The following is a 19,381-nucleotide window of genomic DNA, read 5'->3' as shown; positions in this document are numbered from 1 at the left end:
CTCAACTCACGCCTCTGCCCGGCTATATGGGGTCGTAATTTTCGGGTTCAAGGGGTTTAGGTGCAGGATCGGCTGAATAACCCTACAAATGTTCCGACATGAGTTCGACGGCGCCGCGCGGTGGCGAAATGCGGGTTTGATGCTAAAAATGGGCGATGACCTTTCAAATCGAGCTAAGGGCGGGCATTGTCAGCCCAAACCAAAACACTGTATAAATAACCAGACAAATTGTTTGGGAGCCGCTCTGATGCTGGTCCACCTGTCCATACATAACTACGCCATCGTTGAACATCTCGATCTCGAACTGGATCGCGGCATGAGTGTGATCACCGGGGAAACCGGGGCCGGCAAGTCGATCATGCTCGACGCGCTCGGCCTGACGCTGGGCGATCGCGCCGACAGTGGCGTGGTAAGGCCAGGGGCCGACAAGGCAGACATTCTCGCGACCTTCGACGTGTCGGATATCCCTGAAGCAAGCGCATGGCTGAAGGAGCGGGACCTCGAAACCGATGGCCCCTGCATTCTGCGCCGCGTCATTACTGCCGAAGGCCGCTCACGCGCCTACATCAATGGCACGCCATGCCCCCAAGGCGACCTGAAGGCACTTGGTGAACTGGTCATCGACATTCACAGTCAGCACGAGCATCAGTCACTGCTCAAGACCGATACCCATCGGCGACTGCTGGACGAATACGCGGGCGCCACCGATCTTGCCCGTCAGGTTCAACTGGCCTCCCAGCGGTGGCGGCAAACGCGGCAGGAGCTTGAACGTCTTTCCAACTCCGGCGACGAGCAGCGTGCCAAGCATCAGTTGCTGAGCTACCAGCTTGAAGAGCTGGAAAGCCTGAGCCTCGGCGAAAACGAACTCGAGCGGCTGGAGCAGGAACACACCACGCTGACCAATGCCGAGAGCCTGCTGGGCATCTGCCGGCAAGTGGTCGAGCTGTGCAGTGAAAGCGATTCGGGCAATGCGCTGAACGCACTGACCGCCAGCCTCAACAGACTCAGCAGCGTGAACAACACGCCCGATGCACTGAACGAGGCGACCAATCTGCTTTCCAGTGCGCAGATTCAGGTCGAAGAGGCCGTCGGCGAGATCAATCGCTTCCTCGATCGCTTCGAAGCGGACCCCGCCCGCCTGCAGCAAATCGAAGAGCGCCTCGACACCATCTACACGCTGGCACGCAAACACCGCGTGCAGCCGACTGAAGTCGCGGCGCTGCATCAGAAATTGCTCGACGAGATCGAAACCCTCAACGCCAACGATGAAGCGATCGAGAGACTGGAGCATGAGGTAGGTTCCTACGCGCGGCACTATCAAGAGAAGGCACGCGAACTGAGTGACCTGCGTCACCGCGCTGCACCGGAGCTGGCCCACAAGGTCGAGCACGAAATCCAGCGGCTGGGCATGCCGGGCGGCCGCTTCAATATCGAGCTGCGTGAGAACGTAGATAAAGAACTGTCACCCAACGGGCTGGAGCAGGTTGAGCTGCTGGTCAGCGCCAACCCGGGTCAGCCGCTCAAGGCGCTGGCGAAAGTGGCGTCGGGCGGGGAGCTGTCGCGAATTAGCCTGGCGATACAGGTGATCACCGCACAGACATCCCGGGTTCCGACGCTGGTGTTTGACGAAGTCGACGTTGGTATCGGTGGCCCAACGGCTGAGATTGTTGGCCAGCTGCTGCGACGTCTTGGCGAACGCGGCCAGGTCATGACGGTTACCCACTTGCCGCAAGTGGCCGCCCAAGGGCATCAACACCTGTTCGTGCACAAGGTTCGTGAAGCGGATGTGACGCGCACGGCGGTGTCCAAGCTGAGCAAAAATGAACGTGTGGAAGAAGTGGCGCGAATGCTGGGAGGGATCGATCTGACCAAGGAGTCGCTCGCGCACGCCAAGAAGATGGTGGTCACATCCAAATCGTGACGATCATTATGGCCTGAGCCGGACGGCGTTGATGTGGCGGCATCCCGATCACGCAACGTAGACACAACAAAGGCGACCCGCGGGTCGCCTTTGTCGTACTTCACAAAAGGCTTACACCTTTTGCTTGCGTACGTAGAGCACCAGATTGTGATCAACCAGCTCGAAGCCGTGCTTGCTCACAATGGCTTTTTGCAGTTTTTCGATTTCTTCGTCGAAGAACTCGATAACCTCGCCGGATTCCACGTTGACCATATGGTCGTGGTGACCTCCGTCAGCCAGCTCGAATACCGCATGGCCGCCGTCGAAATTGTGGCGAACCACCAATCCGGCCGCTTCGAACTGAGTCAGAACTCGATAAACCGTTGCCAGACCGACGTCTTCGTTGGCCTCCATCAGCGCCTTGTAGACGTCCTCCGCGCTCATGTGACGCTGCTGCGCAGAATCGAGCATTTGAAGGATCTTGACCCGCGGCAGGGTCACTTTAAGTCCGGCTTTGCGTAGTTCGCTATTTTCAACCATGGTCAGCTTTCTCGCAGACGCTGCTTCGCAGCTTCTCTTAATGCAGGTATGATCGGGGTTTACGTTGTCCCAGCCAAGATAGTGGAAGTCGCCCACCGATGCAAAACACCAAGCTCTTGCTAACCAGTTTCACCTTCGTGGGACTGCTCGCACTCGCCGGTTGTTCATTCCCCGGGGTTTATAAAATCGACATCCAACAGGGCAATGTCGTCACGCAGGACATGATAGACCAGTTACGCCCGGGAATGACCCGTCGGCAAGTAAGGTTTATCATGGGCAACCCCTTGTTGACCGACACCTTCCACCCTGAACGCTGGGACTATCTGTACAGCCTGCAGCCTGGCGGTGGTGAACGCCAGCAGGAGCGTGTCAGCCTGATATTCAATGGCAATGACCAACTGGCGAGCCTGTCCGGTGACTTCAAGCCGGGCGTCAGCCGCGACGAGGCCATTCTCGGCAATAGCAGCGACACGACTGTCACCCCCGAAAATCAAGGGACGCAGCCGCCGAAGGAAGAGCCGCCGAAGCCTGGTTCGTTGCTTGAGCAGATTCAGAACGACGTCGACAAGGTCGAAACCGTGCCCGTTCCTTCCCAGGAACCGCTGGACACAAATCCGCGCTGATCCACCGTTTCCCAGTAGCATCAGCCGCACAAAAAAGCCCGGACATCCCGGGCTTTTTTACGTCTCTCAATCGTGTCGATGAGAAAATTAAATCGATTTTTGCGCCTTTCTTGAAGCCGCGGCTTTTAAAGCGCGCAGACGCCGTACCTCTTTCGGATCAGCGAGCAACGGGCGATAAATCTCGACCCTGTCACCGTCATCCAGCTCGCGCCGCTCCGGATCGCCAACGAGCTTGCCGAAGATGCCCATCGGGCACTGCGCGAGATCCAGCTCAGGAAAACGCTCGGCCATGCCCGACGCGATAGCCGCAGCGCGTACTGATGTTCCGGATGGCACATCCAGTGCGAGCAACGTCTGACGGTCAACGGCGGCATACACCACCTCAACGCGAATCAGCCGCTCAGCCATGCAGCTCTTTGGCTCGCTGGCAGAAGGCGTCAACCAGGGTGTTGGCGGCCTGATTGAACAGCGGCCCCAATGTTGCGCGGACGATCGAGCCGCTGTAGTCGAACGACAGGTCTAGGCTGATCTTGCAGGCCTTTTCATTCAGGGCCTTGAAGGTCCAGACGCCGTGCAGCTGGCTGAAAGGCCCCTCCTCCAGATTCATCTCGATGGTTTGCCCCGGCGTCAGCGTATTGCGTGTGACGAAGTGCTGGCTCAAGCCGCCTTTGGCGATCTCGACACGCGCACGCATTGAGGTATCACTCTGCTCCAGCACACTGGCGCCGGAACACCAGGGCAGAAACTCGGAGTAGCGACTCACGTCATTGACCAGGTCATAAAGCGCCTGGGCGGGATACGGCAAAAGGGCGGAACGTTGAATATGCGTAGTCATGTCAGCGTCATTTCCAAAGCTGAGCGGCAAAGACAATCAAGATGCCGATCGGCGCCACATAGCGCATCAAAGAGAACGTTAAAGCGAACAGAACCGGGCTACGTACCGACAACTCGTCGCGCACCGCACCGCGTCCCATCACCCAACCTGCGAATACCACGAAACACAATCCACCCAACGGCAGCATGATCCGCGAGGTGAAGAAATCGATCACGCCAAAGAAATCCAGCCCCGACGACGATCCCCACTGATAGAGATGGAACCCGCCGCCTTCGTTCACGAAGAATTTGGCCTGCTTCCAGATGTTGAACGAGAAAACCGTACCAAGGCCCACGAACCAGCAGATGAACGATAGCCAGAAAGTCACCCAGCCACGGCGCACCTTTGTACGCTCGACCAGGTACGCGACCATGGGTTCGAGCAAGGAAATGGCCGAACTCCAGGCCGCGACGGCGACAAGAATAAAGAACACCACGCCCATGACGGTACCGAAGGCGACGTTACCAAATGCATACGGCAAGGTAACGAACATCAGGCCCGGCCCTTCGCTTGGGTTCAGGCCCGCTGCGAACACAATCGGAAACAATGCAAGGCCCGCCAGCAGCGACACAAACGTGTCGAGCAATGCCACGCCGACCACTGTCGCGCTGATCGAAGCCTCCTTGGTCATGTAGGCGCCGTAGATCATGATCGATCCAACGCCCACGCTGAGCGAGAAGAACGCGTGCCCCATGGCCGGGAGCAGACCATCAAGGACCTTCTCAGGCGTGAAGTCGAACATGAAATGCACGCCTTCCATGAAGTGCCCGGTGGTCAGGCTATAACCCAACAGAATCACGATGAGCACGAACAGCAACGGCATCAGGATGCGCAGGCTGCGCTCAAGGCCGGCGTTGACGCCCTTGGCAATGGTGATCGCCGACAGCAGCATGAACAGCGTGTGCCAGCCGACCAGGCGCCATGGATCAGCGATCATCTCGCCAAAATAGGCACCGACACCGTCAGGCGTCACGCCTTTGAAATCGCCCTTGCCGACATCGATGATGTACTCGAGCGACCAGCCCCCCACGACGCTATAGAAAGAGAGGATGAGCAACGCGGTGACCATGCCGGCAAACGCGCCCCATGACCACTTCGACGAATGCCCGGCGGCGAGCGCCAGCGAACGCAGCGCGTTGGCCGGACTCTGCCGCGCACGACGGCCGATGAGCGTCTCGGCGATCATCACCGGAATCCCGATCAGGGCGATGCACGCGAGGAACACCAGCACAAACGCACCGCCGCCGTAGACGCCGACCATGTAGGGGAATTTCCAGATGCTGCCCAACCCCACGGCGGAGCCGGTGGCAGCCAGGATGAACACCCAGCGACTGGCCCAACTCCCGTGAACCGAAACCTTGTCCGTCGACATCGTTGACACGTCCAACACGCAAAAAAGATCGCGCATTGTCCGGGATTCACTCCACGTGCTCAAGCACACAGCTTCAGCGTGCGAGCCCATAGCCGAGACGCCCGTTGATCCCTATAATGCGTCGCCTATGGCTAAGCTCAAGAAACATCCCACAGGGACCATCGCGCAAAATAAAAAGGCGCGTCACGATTACTTCATCGAACACAAGTTCGAGGCCGGTCTGGTCCTGGCTGGCTGGGAAGTAAAAAGCCTGCGTGCCAACAAGGTGCAGCTGGTTGACAGTTACGTGTTGCTCAAGGACGGTGAGGCCTGGCTGATGGGTAGCCATATCTCGCCGTTGACGACAGCCAGTACCCACGTCATCGCTGACCCGACACGCACCCGTAAACTGTTGCTCAACAAGCGCGAGCTGGAGAAGCTAACGTCGTCTGTTCAGCAAAAAGGCTATGCCTGCGTGGCCCTTGCCCTTTACTGGAAGCAGCACTTGATCAAGTGCGAGATTGCTCTGGGTAAAGGCAAGAAGGAATACGACAAGCGCGACACCGAGCGCGAGCGCGATTCCAATCGCGAGCTGCAACGCGCCGTGCGGAACAAGGGCAAGGAAGACTGATTCAGTCTCTCCCGCCTGTTTCGGCAAGACCGGGTCTCGGCTGAGGCCCGGTAAAGATGCACGTTCAGCAGCGCCGGCTGGTTATAAGCGGCACTCTCCCCATCGTGCGCAACATCACCTCTTCAAATCCGGCTGCGCCGCTCAGCCCGGGCAGTTCGCTGCACTTGCTGGCGCACTTCCTCCAGCACTTCCTGCACGTACAGCAAGTGACGGCTCGACACTTCTCGAGCGTCGTCCGCCCGCCCTTCGATAATCGCCAGGTACAACTCACGATGCTGATCAATCAGCATGTCCCGGGTTTCTGCGCGCTGTTTGTACATGCCGCCAATGTTGGTGACGACACTGCGCCGCAGCAGATCGAACAGACCGCGAATGGTGTGCAGCAACACGGCGTTATGGCTGGCTTCGGCGATGGCGAGGTGAAAATTGGCGTCCGCCGCGCCCTCCTCCGCGCGGCTCACTTCCTCCGCACGGGTGTAGCAGTCCTGCAAAGCATCAAAGGCTTCGCGCAGCTGCATCCGATCAACATCTGTCGCACGTATCGCCGCGTAGTAGGCGCAGGAGGCTTCAAGGGTGTGGCGAAATTCGAGCAGGTCGCGCTGGGCTTCCGGACTGCTTTCCAGCAGATGAAGCAGCGGATCGCTGAACGTCGATCCAATGCTGTCGACGACGTAGTTGCCGCCCCCCTGACGGCTGACCAACAGCCCTTTGGCCGTCAGCTTTTGAATGGCTTCGCGCAGCGAGGGGCGTGACACACCGAATTGCTCGGCCAGCGCTCGCTCAGCCGGCAGGCGACCGCCGGAGCGCAGCGTGCCCTCCAGAATCATCCTTTCCAGCTGCTCGACAATATCGTCGGACAAGCGGCGCTGACGCACCTGATCAAACCCCATAACCCTTCACTCCACATCCCGACTGCCCCGCCTGACATGGCCGCAGGGCGCATATTCTCGCCCATCGTAACCAGACATTCACCCGGCAGATGTAGGAGAAATCGCCCTCTCAGGCGAAGAGCGGGCGAAATCCGGGCGAGCTGCTACGAAAGTTTAAGCGTCATAAATTGACACACCATCGGCAAGGCTTCTAACCTAGCGCCAAGACATTGTAAATTGGTATTACCAATTTACAATGCCGGCAATGGACGGCTTGCCGCTGTACCACGCCGCAGGCACTTCCCGACGGCGGAACGCTTGAGCTGGTGAGCTGTGCGACTCGTTCGTCAGCGCCGGCAGGAAGACAGACAAGCAGTTGTCACCTGCAGGAGCCGCGCACGTAAGACATGGACACCGGGCCTAACCAAAAACAATTAGGGGCCTCATACATGCAAACCTGGCAACAGCTCTACACACCTCTTGGCGGCTTGGGCTTTTCGGCGCTGGCGGCTGTCATTCCGATCGTTTTCTTCTTTCTCGCGCTGGCGATATTCCGGCTCAAGGGCCACGTCGCAGGCGCCATCACGCTTGTTCTCGCCATACTGATCGCGATCTTCGCGTTCCAGATGCCTGCCGACATGGCCGTTGCTTCCGCCGGTTACGGGTTCCTCTATGGCTTGTGGCCGATCGCGTGGATCATCGTCGCCGCCGTGTTTCTCTACAAACTGACGGTCAAAAGCGGCCAGTTCGAAATCATTCGCAGTTCGGTCATGTCGATCACTGACGACCAGCGCCTGCAGGTCTTGCTGATCGGTTTCTGCTTCGGCGCGTTTCTGGAAGGGGCCGCAGGCTTCGGCGCACCGGTGGCAATCACCGCTGCGTTGCTCGTTGGCCTGGGTTTGAACCCGCTGTACGCCGCCGGCCTCTGCCTGATCGCCAACACTGCACCCGTGGCCTTTGGCGCATTGGGTATTCCGATCATCGTGGCCGGTCAGGTGTCGGGCCTCGACCCGTTCAAGATCGGTGCAATGGCCGGTCGTCAATTGCCGCTGTTGTCGGTGTTCGTGCCGTTCTGGCTGATGTTCATGATGGACGGCGTGAAAGGCGTCAAGGAGACCTGGCCGGCGGCGCTGGTCGCGGGCGGCAGCTTCGCCATCGTTCAATTTCTGACCTCCAACTTCATTGGTCCGGAACTGCCTGACATTACCTCAGCGCTGGTCAGCCTCGTGGCCCTGACGTTCTTCCTGAAAGTCTGGCAGCCCGCTCGCGCAGCCGATGCGCAGATCGCCGGTACGCCAGGCGGTGCCGCAGTCATGGGCGGCGGCGCAGGAAATGCAGGCGGCTTTGGTCAGCCGCGCACCACCAAGAAATCGCCGTACTCGGCGGGCACCATCGTCAAAGCATGGTCGCCCTTCCTGATCCTCACAGTCGTCGTGACGATCTGGACGCTGAAGCCGTTCAAGGCGCTGTTCGCGGCAGGCGGTCCGCTGCAAGGGCTGACCATGAACTTCCCCGTCCCGCACCTGGATCAACTGGTCATGAAGATGGCGCCGATTGTCGCCAACCCGACCGCCATGCCAGCGGTGTACAAGTTTGACCTGCTCGCCGCCTCGGGCAGCGCGATTCTGATCTCGGCGATTCTGGCGATGATCGTGCTGCGTATCAGCGCCAAAACCGGGCTGACCACGTTCAAAGAAACGCTCATCGAACTGCGCTGGGCCATCGTGTCCATCGGCATGGTGCTGGCCTTTGCCTTCGTCATGAACTACTCCGGCATGTCCTCCACCCTGGCGCTGGTCCTCGCCGGGACAGGCAGCGCGTTCCCGTTCTTCTCACCGTTCCTCGGCTGGCTGGGCGTGTTCCTGACGGGTTCCGACACCTCGTCGAACGCGCTGTTCGGCTCGTTGCAGGCGACTACCGCACATCAACTGGGCGTCAGTGACGTGCTGATGGTGGCGGCCAACTCCAGCGGCGGCGTGACCGGCAAGATGATTTCCCCGCAGTCGATCGCAGTGGCCTGCGCGGCGACTGGCCTGGTGGGTAAAGAATCCGACCTGTTCCGCTTCACCCTCAAGCACAGCATTTTCTTTGCCACCATCGTTGGCTGCATCACCTACGCCCAGGCGTACTGGTTCACCGGCATGCTGGTTCATTAATCAGACGAGCGCCGGGTGCGTTTTTAGCGCCCGGCTGTGGCCCCCGCTCACTCATCTGCGAGATCCCATGATCATTTCTGCCTCCACCGACTACCGCGCCGCCGCTCAGCGCAAACTGCCGCCCTTCCTGTTTCACTACGCCGACGGCGGCGCCTACGCCGAGCACACCCTGCGCCACAACGTCTCCGACCTGGCCAGCATTGCGCTGCGCCAGCGCATCCTGAAGAACATGTCCGAGCTGAGTCTGGAGACGACGCTGTTCGGTGAAACCCTGAGCATGCCGATGGCACTGGCACCGGTCGGTCTCTGCGGCATGTATGCCCGCCGTGGCGAAGTGCAGGCCGCGCGCGCTGCAGACGCCAAGGGCATTCCGTTCACGCTGTCGACGGTTTCGTTGTGCCCGATTGAAGAAGTCGCTCCGGCGATCAAGCGGCCCATGTGGTTTCAGCTCTACGTGCTGAAAGACCGCGGCTTCATGCGGAATGCGCTGGAGCGAGCCAAAGCCGCCGGCGTGAAGACACTGGTATTCACCGTCGACATGCCCGTCCCGGGCGCGCGTTACCGTGACGCGCATTCCGGCATGAGCGGCAAAAGCGGGCCGATGCGCCGCGTTTTGCAAGCCATGACTCACCCGCAATGGGCGTGGGATGTCGGCATCAACGGCCGCCCCCACGACTTGGGCAACGTGTCGGCCTATCGCGGCAACCCTACCGGTCTCACCGACTACATCGCCTGGCTGGGCAACAACTTCGATCCGTCGATTTCATGGAAAGACCTGGAATGGATTCGCGATTCCTGGGACGGCCCGATGATCATCAAGGGCATCCTCGACCCGGAAGACGCCCGGGATGCCGTGAAATTCGGCGCCGACGGCATCGTTGTGTCCAACCATGGCGGTCGCCAGCTCGATGGCGCGCTGTCCACCGCCCGCGCGCTGCCCGCCATCGCTGACGCGGTGAAAGGCGATCTGAAGATTCTCGCCGACTCCGGCATTCGCAGCGGCCTGGACGTGGTGCGCATGATCGCCCTCGGGGCCGACACCGTGCTGATCGGCCGCGCGTTCATCTACGCCTTGGCCACTCACGGTGAGGCCGGCGTGAAAAACCTGCTGGATCTGTTCGAGAAGGAAATGCGCGTGGCGATGGTCCTGACCGGTGCCAAGTCGATCAGCGAGATCACTCGCGATTCGCTGGTTCGCGAACTGGGCGCCTGATCCGCGCCGATCCCGCCCCATGCGGCCCGACAGAGGCCGCAGCCGCCAATGAGATGCACCCACGAGGAAAACCGCATGACCTTGCCCGCCGCGTTTCTGGACGGAGTGAACAGCCTCATTCCTGCCGGAAGACGCTTCGACGACCCGCTCTCGACCCTGGCCTTTGGCACCGACGCCAGTTTTTATCGGCTGATCCCCAAACTGGTCATCCGCGTCGAATCAGAAGACGAAGTCGTGGCGCTGCTGAAGCTGGCGCAGGCGGATAAAGTCTCCGTGACCTTCCGCGCGGCGGGCACCAGCCTGTCGGGGCAGGCCATCAGCGACTCAGTATTGATCGTGCTCGGCGACAACTGGAACGGCCGTGAAATACGCGAGCAAGGTGCGCAGATCCGTTTGCAACCGGGCGTCATCGGTGCACAGGCCAATGTCTGGCTGGCGCCGTTCGGGCGCAAGATCGGTCCAGACCCGGCGTCCATGCACGCAGCAAAAATTGGCGGCATCGTTGCTAACAACTCCAGCGGCATGTGCTGCGGCACGGCCCAGAACACCTACCACACCCTCGCCGGCATTCGGCTGCTGCTCGCCGACGGCACACGCTTGGACACGGAAGATGCCGCCAGCGTCGCTGCATTTAAAGTCAGCCATGGCGAGCTGCTGGATCGCCTCGCGCAACTGGGTCGTGAGACGCGCGCAAATACGGAACTCGCTGCGAAGATCCGCCACAAGTACCGCTTGAAGAACACGTGCGGCCTGTCGCTAAACGCCTTGGTGGATTTCGACGAGCCCCTCGACATCCTCAGTCACCTGCTGGTGGGTTCGGAGGGCACGCTGGGTTTCATCAGTGCGGTGACATATGACACGGTGCCCGATCACCCGAACAAGGCGACGACGCTGATTGTCTTTCCCGACATCGAAACCTGCTGCAACGCCGTAACGGTTCTGAAAACCCAGCCAGTCGCTGCCGTCGAACTGCTTGATCGACGCAGCCTGCGTTCGGTGCAGAACAAGCCAGGCATGCCGGCATTCGTTCGTGAGCTGTCGGAAGGCGCCTGCGCCCTGTTGATCGAAGCCCGCGCCGCGACCCGGCCGTTGCTGCACGAACAACTGGCCCAGATCATGGCGTCCATCGCGCATTTCCCGGTCGAGAAGCAGGTTGATTTCACCGAAGACGCGATCGAAAACGCGCGGCTCTGGGCCATTCGCAAAGACACCTTCCCTGCCGTCGGCGCGGTGCGTGAGACCGGTACGACCGTCATCATCGAAGACGTCACCTTCCCCGTCGAGCAACTGGCCGTCGGCGTTCGGCGACTGATCGAACTGTTCGAAAAGCACCGCTACGACGAAGCGATCCTGTTCGGCCATGCGTTGGAGGGCAACCTGCACTTCGTCTTCACCCAAGGGTTCAACGACCCGCAGGAAATCGCGCGTTATTCCGCGTTCATGGATGACGTCACGCAACTGGTGGCCGTGGAGTTCAACGGCTCACTGAAGGCTGAACACGGCACCGGCCGCAACATGGCGCCGTTCGTGGAGCTTGAGTGGGGAAGCGAGGCTTATGCGCTGATGTGGCAACTCAAACGGTTGCTCGACCCCGCCGGCATTCTTAATCCGGACGTCGTGCTCAGTGAGGATCCGCAGGTGCACCTCAAGCACCTGAAACCCATGCCCGCTGCCGATGCGATCGTCGACAAATGCATCGAGTGCGGCTTTTGCGAACCGGTGTGTCCATCGAAAGGGCTGACACTGAGTCCACGGCAGCGGATCGTCATGTGGCGTGACATTCAGGCGAAAAAACGTGCGGGCACCGACACCACTCAGCTGGAGCGCGACTACCAGTACCAGGGCATCGACACCTGCGCCGCCACCGGTTTGTGCGCGCAACGTTGCCCGGTCGGCATCAATACCGGCGAACTGGTGAAAAAGCTTCGTGGGGACCAAGCGCATCATGACTGGGCGGCCAGCTGGATCAGTCAGCATTTTGCGACAGCGTTGAAGGGCGCGCGATTTACGCTGCATGCGGCCAATGGCGCACGCATGCTGCTCGGCGCGCCGAGGCTGGCGAAGATTTCCAGCGCGCTGAGCAAGGCGTCGTCGGGCCGCGTACCTCAATGGACGCCGGCGATGCCGCAACCCGAGCACGCTATTCGCTTCACGCCCCCGTTTGAAGATACGCGCCCCCGCGTAGTCTATCTGGCCGCCTGCGTGTCCCGCGTCATGGGGCCTGCGGCGGGGGATCGCGAACAGATGTCGCTGATGGACAAGACCCGAGGGCTGCTGGAGAAAGCCGGCTATCAAGTGGTGTTTCCGGAAAACCAGGACAGTCTGTGCTGCGGCCAGCCTTTCGCCTCCAAGGGCTACGCCGGGCAGGCGGAGGACAAGCGCCAGCAGATGCTCGCTGCGCTGACCCAGGCCAGTCGTGGCGGGCTTGATCCGATCTATTGCGACACCAGCCCCTGCACCCTGCGTCTGGTTCAGGACCTCAAGGAAACACGGCTCGACCTGTATGACCCGGTACGTTTCATCCGCACCCATCTGCTGGATAAACTGGTGTTCACCCCGCAGCAGGCGCCCATCGCCGTTCACGTCACCTGCAGCACGCAACACCTGGGCGAGAGCCAGGCGCTGATCGACCTTGCGAGGATGTGCAGCGTGAATGTGGTCGTGCCCGAAGGCATTCATTGCTGCGGGTTCGCGGGCGACAAAGGCTTCACCACACCGGAGCTGAACGCCCATGCGCTGCGCTCGCTGAAAGACGCGGTTCAGTACTGTGATGAAGGCATTTCGACCAGCCGGACGTGCGAGATCGGGCTTACGCAATACGGTGGTATCGACTACCACGGCCTGGTCTATCTCGTGGATCGAGTGACTCAACCAAGAACCCCTTAATGCACACAAATGGGGCGCAGATCGCCCCATAATCCCGAAACATCCGGCAACGTGGCTTTTTCACAGCATCGTGAAAAAAAAATAGAACCCCTGCGACAGGCGGCAGTCCATGTCTTTAGGCGCCACAAACCATTCGGCGCTTTTCCCTCTATCTCGGGCACCGGCAAATTGAGCGGCGACCCCGAGTCAACAGGCTCAAGGAGATACACATGAAGCGCACCGCACTGACTGGACTGTTTCTTACCGCTGCACTGTTGGGCTCCCCGGTTTTCGCTGCTGATGACCTGTGCGGCGCGAACATCGCGGCACTGAAGAATGCTGAAGCGTCGACTGTCACCAACCTCGCCGGCGACAGCAAGACCGATATTGAAAAAACCGTTGCTGATGCCACCGCCGCGCAAAAAGCTGGTAATGAGAAAGAGTGCATCTCGATCACTCAGAAGAAAATCACCGAGCTGAAGACCGGCGGTGACGGCAGCGACGGCGGTGCCGCGAAGTAATTGCCGAATCGCGACGGCTCCAAAGCCGTAGCGAGCGGAATGTCAGGCGGACGGTCGACGTATCTCATTGATTCGGGTAGACTCCGCCGCCTGACTGCTAGAGCAGCAGAATTGGGGCCGATTAGGATTCGACGCCGGTGATGAAACTCTAGGGGCATGCCGACTTGGTAACAGAAGTCGTAAATCCACTGTTGCAACTTTCTATAGTTGCCAATGACGAAACCTACGGGGAACAAGCTCTCGCCGCGTAAGCGGTGCTAGCCTTCCTTCTGGTAGCTTCGGCTCCAGCAATCACCAGGGGATGCCTGTAAACCCAAAGTGATTGTCATATAGAACAGGATCGCCGTGCAGTACGCTGTGGACGAATCGGCTAAAACTTACACAGCTCGCCCAAAGCACCCTGCCCGTCGGGTCGCTGAGGGTTAACTTAATAGACACGGCTAAGCATGTAGGCCCGAAAGCGGAGTACTGGCGGACGGGGGTTCAAATCCCCCCGGCTCCACCAAACAAGCATTACAAATCAAGCACTTAGCATTTTGCAACAGTGCTTTTTTTGTGCCTTTTAGGGCTGATTTGGCTGGGGAATGCCAGCTTAATGACAGCATGGGCATGCTCAAGAATTCTATAGCTAAGCCGATGCAGCTAAACGGTGTTCCTGCTAGTCTACCCAGATGCACGCCGGACCTCGCAGGCTTTCAGATTCTGAACGTAAGGAAATTTTTGTGCTGAAACCCATTTCCGAAGCTCATTCCATTGAGTCCATATCGCTGATATGCGAATTCAGCGGTGAAGTGGATGGTAACGGGCTCGCCGTGGTGCGAGATGAAGCCTCCCGGCTGAAAGTCAAATTTCCGATCAGACGTACCATACGTAAAGGTCGGCCGGATGCTCACGACCCGCAGGGCTCATTGCCAGATGTGGTTGGTCATGCTTACATTAATAAACTGGCAGATAAAGAAGTTACTCGGTTTGATATATTACAATCGAGAGCCAGCTTTACAAGTAAAGCTTATACAGACTTTAATAGTTTTCTCGCAGAAGCTTCCTTTGCGCTTTCAATAGCCTATCAAGCCTATGCTAAGTCCGGCCATAACATAGACCGCATTATTCTAAGCTATAGGGATGAGTTTGTCAGTGACAATATTGACTGGCCTATTCAGGAAGCGCTAAATCCCGAAACGAAATATATTGCTAAAGCTTGCCTCCGCGAAGGTGATTTTTGGCACTCTCAAATCGGAGTTTTTGATAGCGAGCTTCCACGCGGTTTACCGTTACTGCACAATATTAAAGTTAGCCACGTCATTGTCACCACGGACGACACCGAGCCAACAGCGAGCGGTGACGCCAGGTATGTTTTGGCGATTGATTTGTTGCACGTACTAAAAGTGGCAGAAGTAGATACAGGCGATTCCTTCTCGGCAATGCTTGAGGAAAATGCACATGCATTAAGGAATTACCACAAGACCATTCTGAAAGATATGCTGTCAGACAGCATGGCAGAAAAAATTGGCTTGGCGCGGCACGAAGGGAGATAATCATGAGCGTAGCAATGAGAAGCTTGGAAGCTACAAAGTTTGAGTCCATGAATGGTGCTCTCGATGTATTCCAAAAAATCAGCTTTCCACTCGCCCCTACCGAGTTTACGAGAACTGTTTTTTTTGAATCGGCGTTTGATGTCTGCTTAAAGCTAGTAAACAAGACAACGATGTCGGAGCCGCACTTTTTTTGGAGTGGCTTAGATGAAGCCCTGATTCGTCCGTCAGACTATCAGAATTACTTGTACAGCGCTGACTCTGAACTGGTATCAATAGAAGAAGACGAGGTCATTTTTAGAGACTTCTGTCTGCGTGCTCAAACACAACTGCGCAAATATTACGACTTAGTTGATGGCTGGGACGGCGGTGATGCACCAGCTCCATCTGTCAAAAGCTTGTACGATGCTGAGCTGTTCCTACAGCTAGTGAGCGCTAATGTCGATTCGTGCCCAGAAATCTCCTGCGTGCTTGATCATGAAGGTATTCCGTCGTATGTCGTCGACAACAACGAGAGTTACCTTTCACTATCTTTCTACGGGGACTACTACGTAACAATGTATTCGAAGAAACGAGCGAGCGGAAAGATTGAGGCCTATGAATTTAACATGGGCGATGCCAGAGAGCTTGCAAAGACGTTAGAATTCGTAGACAGCTTTTGAGAGCAACCAATGTCTCCCAAGCTAACAACGATACTTGACGAAGACGTTACAGACCCAAAAGAGCGCCACGATCTAATCGTGGCATGCTCTTTGAGTTCTGCTCAGCTGAATGAAGCTGAAGAAACTGTATACGGCTCCGGCTGTGGGCCAGTGGGTGGTGGTGAGCTATTAGCCCGCGTACTTGAAGACCCGAGCCATATAGATTCTGAAATAATGGAATTCACAAGAGGGGCGTTCACTGAAGCCACTCAACGTGGCATTTCGGTACAACGGTACGAGATGACCTGCGACGAAGAAATTCATGCGTTTGGTGCAGATAAGGTACTGAAACATAATACCAAGTATCCTGAGAAGAAAAGAAGCTACATCGGGTTCATTAACGGACTGTGCTCTGATTTCAGAGAAGCTGAGTTCCCAGAAGGCCAGCGGTTGTTCGGAGTGTTCGCCACTCCGCTCAAAGATAAAACGTCTCATGCGGATATCTTCGTGATCATTAAGCCTAATAAGCTTCAAAAGGCTGCGATTCAGCAGGTATTTCATGACGCGTTTAAGTTAGAGAAGTTGATCGCCTGCCCGAGCTAAACTAGGAGCGTTTCATCCTACTATCGAGGGTGCGCAGCGATGCTGCCCCGCGCTGCGAACAGATACTACTGATCAGCCAGAAATCGCGATTCCGACTTCGAGCTGCTGACTTGTAATCAGTAGGTCCCGGGTTCGACTCCTGGTGCCGGCACCATACAAAACAAAGGCTTGCAGCGATGCAGGCCTTTTTTTTGTGCTTCACGTACAAATGAACGTACAATTCTGACGCGAACCTTCAAGATTTCCACCGTCCCGATGTGAAGCTTGAGGCTAGTTTTTGCCAACAATCGGCACGTGCGGTTCAGGATCTATCACCTAGAAAGGAATCAGTTGTGAACGTTCAACAAGAAATATCATCCGCTAGAAAGCAGCGAAATTTTGGCTTGCTTATAATCCTTTTGAGCTTTCCTTTTATTGTCGCCTCTATGCTCCTCGCACTGTATGACTACTCCCATTACTACGGGATAGGGCCGATTGTCAGGATTACTAGCGCCATTTATGAGCAGACTCAAATACCACTCATCAGTACAGTTTGGGCGATTGCTGCCCGGCCTAGTCTTATAGACATCCTAGAGATTCACAATCTCTGGTTTGCGGGTGAAGTTTTAATACTGTTCGTTGGGGTGGGAATGGTCGGAGCAGCAGGAGCCACGCTGCGGGACATCGCAACGGCAAGGCACGAAGCGACTCAGAAGATGCGTCAAGAGCAATTTCATAAAAAACAGTAGGCAGAAGACACTGATCGTACGCGACTGCATATAGATGCGCCCAGCTTCTCGCGGTGGCTGTTAATTGCGCGCCAGTCACATCGCCGTGCCGTAAATTGACCGGTTTGACATCGAAATTGTTTGACCTATATTTCATCAACCTGAACCTTGCAGGTATCAAAAGGAGATGAATATGGCTGATGACCTATCCAACCGCGGACACCCAGACACCGATTTGATCAGCATCAAGGAACCCTGGGAGCTAAGGGACTGGGCAAAGAAATTTGGTGTAACTGAGGATCAACTAAAGCGGGCCGTACAAGCCGTCGGGCATTCGGCCAAGAAGGTTCGCGAACATCTCGGCAAGTAGTATGCGGAAGGCGGCACGGCATCCATGCGCGCCGCCTTTTAATTCTTCTCAGTCAGAGCTTGCGAACGCCCATCTGGCCGACTTTAACCTTCGAATCGAACGCGATTCCGGCGGCCAAGTACAGGCCCATCCGCCAACTGATTACCGTCTCGGTCGCGTCGAAACTGCATCGCTGTGTCTCCAGCTCGCCTTTCCAGTTCGCCGGCAGCGTGAACGGTTCCTGGTACTTGTCCATCGAGCGGTAATACACCAGTGATGATGCGCCGCCGACGGGCTTGGTGACGATCAGTTCGGCTTCCCATCCGAGAATCCCCCGGGTCGTTCCCACGATTTCTGGCGCGGCGACCATTTCGATAACGTCACCGAGGGCCAGGTTGCTCAGGGTCAGGTTCGCCGCTGGCTGGACGTAGATGTATCCGCCGGCTGCCGCCATCGTGCCGCTGAGTTCGATGCACTGCGCCTCGCCGAATGCTGCGGGCTCCTTGTACCAGCGCGTCGCGACACCGGTCAGGCCAGAGCCCGATGCCTTATGACTGTCCGCCAGCACCGAACCTGCCACCGGGTTGACCGAGGCGTTGATCGCTCCGGTAGTGCCGGCCAGCAGCGGGTTCGCGTTGAGACAGCCAAAGGGCCGAATCGCCGAGTACAGATCGGCGGCATCCGTTGGCAGCGGCACGCCGAAGAACTCGAAGTTGGCATTGATGATCGGCACGCAGCGGGACTGGATAAAGTCGGCGCCGATCAGGTTCGGGTGCAGGTCATCGACCGTCATGGCCTGGGTGAAGCCATCCCAGATGTTCACTACCGGCACGAACTGTTTGACGTAGGTCAGCACCCAATCCTTATAGGCGATCGCGTCCGCCAATGCCTGGCCGGCGAGCGCTTTAGTGCCGAACCGCGGCGTGCCGGTGCCGACAATCAGGTACTTACCCGGCGTATTCAGGAACGCCATGACCGCCTTCATCACGTTCGCCTTGCTGTCCGCGAGCGTCATCCCTGGCGTGGTGCTGTCGTTTGTGCGCGACAACAGCAGCCACAGATCCGCCGTGACTGACGTCAGACAGGACGGCAGGCGCGGCATGAACTGGCCGGTGTGGTCGCCGACCTTGCCCTGATTGTCCAGGTAGCTTGGAAAGAGGCCTGTCTTCGCGGCAACCGCGCCGGCGTAACCATACGCCTCGGTACCGAAGGCTTTCGGATCAATCGTGTGGCAGTTTGCGCTGAAGCTGTCGCCCAACAGGCCCAGGCCACGACGGATGCGACGGCGGGTCTGCTGGCCCTCGGCGATAAGACTCATGCGAACACCTCGAAGGCGGCGCCAGCCGATGGCACGAATCGAACCGTGGCCGGGGGAATATTGAGCTGATACGCCCCGTCGGCCCAGAGCGTGTCGGACGTCACCCAGCTGTCGCCCATCTTGACTTGAACCGCGACCGAACCGCCGTTTGCCTTCACGCCCAGCGTCACGCGCATCGCGCGCGAGAAGGTCTCTTCTTTCGTTGTTGTCTGCACTGCGTTCTCCTAGTGGTCGAAATCGAGAGGCCGCTATCAGGGCACGTCGCGAAAGAACATGTGATTGCCCAGCTTCAGCGTGCGATTCGCCTTAGCGGCCCAGTCCGGCGCCTTCGGCATGGTGGTGGCGTAGTAGTGGGTAGCGCCGCCGGTAGGGTCTGGCACCTTGCCGTCGATCACCTGGTCAGCAGCAATTCGGCACTGTGCCAACTCGCGGAACGGGATCGGCCGCGCGCCGCTCAGGAACTGATAGTTCGGGTCGTTGCGGTTCCAGCAGCTGAACTGGTAAGGCTTCTGGCAGACCCCGGCGTAACCCTCTCCCCACCACGACTTGTCCTTGCCGTCGTCCACGCGGTTGCGGATCGTCCAGGCCACGGCCACCATCCCGGCCAGCCCCTCGCCGCGCGCTTCGCCCCACAGCGTGCGCGCCAGCACGTCGCGATCTTTCTCGGTTACAGTCATCACTTTTCTCC

20 protein-coding genes and 1 other RNA gene are annotated in these 19,381 nt (G+C 58.0%); 13 read left to right on the top strand and 8 right to left on the bottom strand.

The features are described from left to right. The first annotated feature begins 247 nt into the window (after positions 1–247). Positions 248–1,921, top strand: a complete 1,674-nt coding sequence (recN, locus tag SLW74_RS17490; protein ID WP_074888451.1) for a DNA repair protein RecN — start codon at positions 248–250, stop codon at positions 1,919–1,921. A gap of 111 nt (positions 1,922–2,032) precedes the next feature. On the opposite strand, the gene fur is transcribed toward recN, so the two are convergent. Then, on the bottom strand, positions 2,033–2,440 hold the full coding sequence (fur, locus tag SLW74_RS17485; protein ID WP_065987616.1) for a ferric iron uptake transcriptional regulator: 408 nt from the start codon (positions 2,438–2,440) through the stop codon (positions 2,033–2,035). A 98-nt stretch (positions 2,441–2,538) separates the two neighbouring features. Between fur and SLW74_RS17480 the strand changes: the two genes are divergently transcribed. Next, positions 2,539–3,063 carry an outer membrane protein assembly factor BamE gene (locus tag SLW74_RS17480; RefSeq protein ID WP_192132976.1) on the top strand — a complete coding sequence of 175 codons (525 nt, stop codon included), beginning with the start codon at positions 2,539–2,541 and terminating at the stop codon, positions 3,061–3,063. Between the two features lie 87 nt (positions 3,064–3,150). On the opposite strand, the gene SLW74_RS17475 is transcribed toward SLW74_RS17480, so the two are convergent. The 3 genes from SLW74_RS17475 to SLW74_RS17465 are packed head-to-tail and all read right to left on the bottom strand — an operon-like array spanning position 3,151 to position 5,309. After that, on the bottom strand, positions 3,151–3,471 hold the full coding sequence (locus tag SLW74_RS17475) for an RnfH family protein (protein WP_410929633.1): 321 nt from the start codon (positions 3,469–3,471) through the stop codon (positions 3,151–3,153). After that, the gene (locus SLW74_RS17470; protein WP_065987619.1) at positions 3,464–3,898 is read right to left on the bottom strand and encodes a type II toxin-antitoxin system RatA family toxin; all 435 of its coding nucleotides are present in this window, start codon (positions 3,896–3,898) and stop codon (positions 3,464–3,466) included. Before SLW74_RS17470 ends, SLW74_RS17475 begins: the two co-directional genes overlap by 8 nt. 7 nt (positions 3,899–3,905) lie before the next feature. Then, positions 3,906–5,309 (bottom strand): sodium-dependent transporter, encoded by a 1,404-nt coding sequence (locus SLW74_RS17465; protein ID WP_065987700.1) that lies wholly within the window; start codon positions 5,307–5,309, stop codon positions 3,906–3,908. Between the two features lie 127 nt (positions 5,310–5,436). Between SLW74_RS17465 and smpB the strand changes: the two genes are divergently transcribed. Next, complete coding sequence (gene smpB / locus SLW74_RS17460) at positions 5,437–5,919, top strand: SsrA-binding protein SmpB (RefSeq protein WP_065987620.1); 483 nt, start codon at positions 5,437–5,439, stop codon at positions 5,917–5,919. Positions 5,920–6,041: 122 nt separating this feature from the next. On the opposite strand, the gene SLW74_RS17455 is transcribed toward smpB, so the two are convergent. Continuing rightward, positions 6,042–6,809 (bottom strand): GntR family transcriptional regulator, encoded by a 768-nt coding sequence (locus SLW74_RS17455; RefSeq protein WP_410929632.1) that lies wholly within the window; start codon positions 6,807–6,809, stop codon positions 6,042–6,044. Positions 6,810–7,237: 428 nt separating this feature from the next. On the opposite strand from SLW74_RS17455, the gene SLW74_RS17450 reads away from it, so the two are divergent. From SLW74_RS17450 to SLW74_RS17405, 10 genes are all read left to right on the top strand, one after another. Further along, complete coding sequence (locus tag SLW74_RS17450; RefSeq protein ID WP_065987701.1) at positions 7,238–8,944, top strand: lactate permease LctP family transporter; 1,707 nt, start codon at positions 7,238–7,240, stop codon at positions 8,942–8,944. 67 nt (positions 8,945–9,011) lie between these two features. After that, positions 9,012–10,157: an FMN-dependent L-lactate dehydrogenase LldD gene (lldD, locus tag SLW74_RS17445; RefSeq protein ID WP_410929631.1), complete on the top strand. Its 1,146-nt coding sequence runs from the start codon at positions 9,012–9,014 to the stop codon at positions 10,155–10,157. Between the two features lie 75 nt (positions 10,158–10,232). Beyond that, positions 10,233–13,043: an FAD-binding and (Fe-S)-binding domain-containing protein gene (locus SLW74_RS17440; RefSeq protein WP_410929630.1), complete on the top strand. Its 2,811-nt coding sequence runs from the start codon at positions 10,233–10,235 to the stop codon at positions 13,041–13,043. Between the two features lie 209 nt (positions 13,044–13,252). After that, on the top strand, positions 13,253–13,543 hold the full coding sequence (locus SLW74_RS17435) for a hypothetical protein (protein WP_410929629.1): 291 nt from the start codon (positions 13,253–13,255) through the stop codon (positions 13,541–13,543). A gap of 113 nt (positions 13,544–13,656) precedes the next feature. Continuing rightward, positions 13,657–14,048, top strand: a transfer-messenger RNA (tmRNA) gene (ssrA, locus tag SLW74_RS17430). Between the two features lie 217 nt (positions 14,049–14,265). After that, positions 14,266–15,078 carry a TIGR04255 family protein gene (locus tag SLW74_RS17425; protein WP_410929628.1) on the top strand — a complete coding sequence of 271 codons (813 nt, stop codon included), beginning with the start codon at positions 14,266–14,268 and terminating at the stop codon, positions 15,076–15,078. A 2-nt stretch (positions 15,079–15,080) separates the two neighbouring features. After that, on the top strand, positions 15,081–15,737 hold the full coding sequence (locus SLW74_RS17420) for a hypothetical protein (protein WP_410929627.1): 657 nt from the start codon (positions 15,081–15,083) through the stop codon (positions 15,735–15,737). A gap of 9 nt (positions 15,738–15,746) precedes the next feature. Next, the gene (locus SLW74_RS17415) at positions 15,747–16,319 is read left to right on the top strand and encodes a hypothetical protein (protein ID WP_410929626.1); all 573 of its coding nucleotides are present in this window, start codon (positions 15,747–15,749) and stop codon (positions 16,317–16,319) included. A gap of 332 nt (positions 16,320–16,651) precedes the next feature. Further along, the gene (locus SLW74_RS17410) at positions 16,652–17,047 is read left to right on the top strand and encodes a hypothetical protein (protein ID WP_410929625.1); all 396 of its coding nucleotides are present in this window, start codon (positions 16,652–16,654) and stop codon (positions 17,045–17,047) included. 172 nt (positions 17,048–17,219) lie between these two features. Next, on the top strand, positions 17,220–17,396 hold the full coding sequence (locus tag SLW74_RS17405; protein ID WP_410929624.1) for a DUF3606 domain-containing protein: 177 nt from the start codon (positions 17,220–17,222) through the stop codon (positions 17,394–17,396). Between the two features lie 52 nt (positions 17,397–17,448). Here SLW74_RS17405 and SLW74_RS17400 read toward each other — a convergent pair whose 3' ends face one another. From SLW74_RS17400 to SLW74_RS17390, 3 genes are read right to left on the bottom strand one after another with little or no spacing between them, the layout of a single operon-like run. Then, on the bottom strand, positions 17,449–18,693 hold the full coding sequence (locus SLW74_RS17400) for an SGNH/GDSL hydrolase family protein (RefSeq protein ID WP_410929623.1): 1,245 nt from the start codon (positions 18,691–18,693) through the stop codon (positions 17,449–17,451). Then, positions 18,690–18,908 (bottom strand): hypothetical protein, encoded by a 219-nt coding sequence (locus SLW74_RS17395; protein ID WP_410929622.1) that lies wholly within the window; start codon positions 18,906–18,908, stop codon positions 18,690–18,692. Before SLW74_RS17395 ends, SLW74_RS17400 begins: the two co-directional genes overlap by 4 nt. Before the next feature lie 36 nt (positions 18,909–18,944). Beyond that, positions 18,945–19,370 (bottom strand): cell wall hydrolase, encoded by a 426-nt coding sequence (locus SLW74_RS17390; protein WP_410929621.1) that lies wholly within the window; start codon positions 19,368–19,370, stop codon positions 18,945–18,947. Positions 19,371–19,381 lie beyond the last annotated feature (11 nt).

It is taken from the genome of Pseudomonas sp. W5-36 (assembly GCF_046540455.1).
GTDB lineage: Bacteria > Pseudomonadota > Gammaproteobacteria > Pseudomonadales > Pseudomonadaceae > Aquipseudomonas > Aquipseudomonas graminis_B.
The sequence above is the reverse complement of the archived record's forward strand: the minus strand, read 5'-3'. Positions and strand labels throughout refer to the sequence as shown.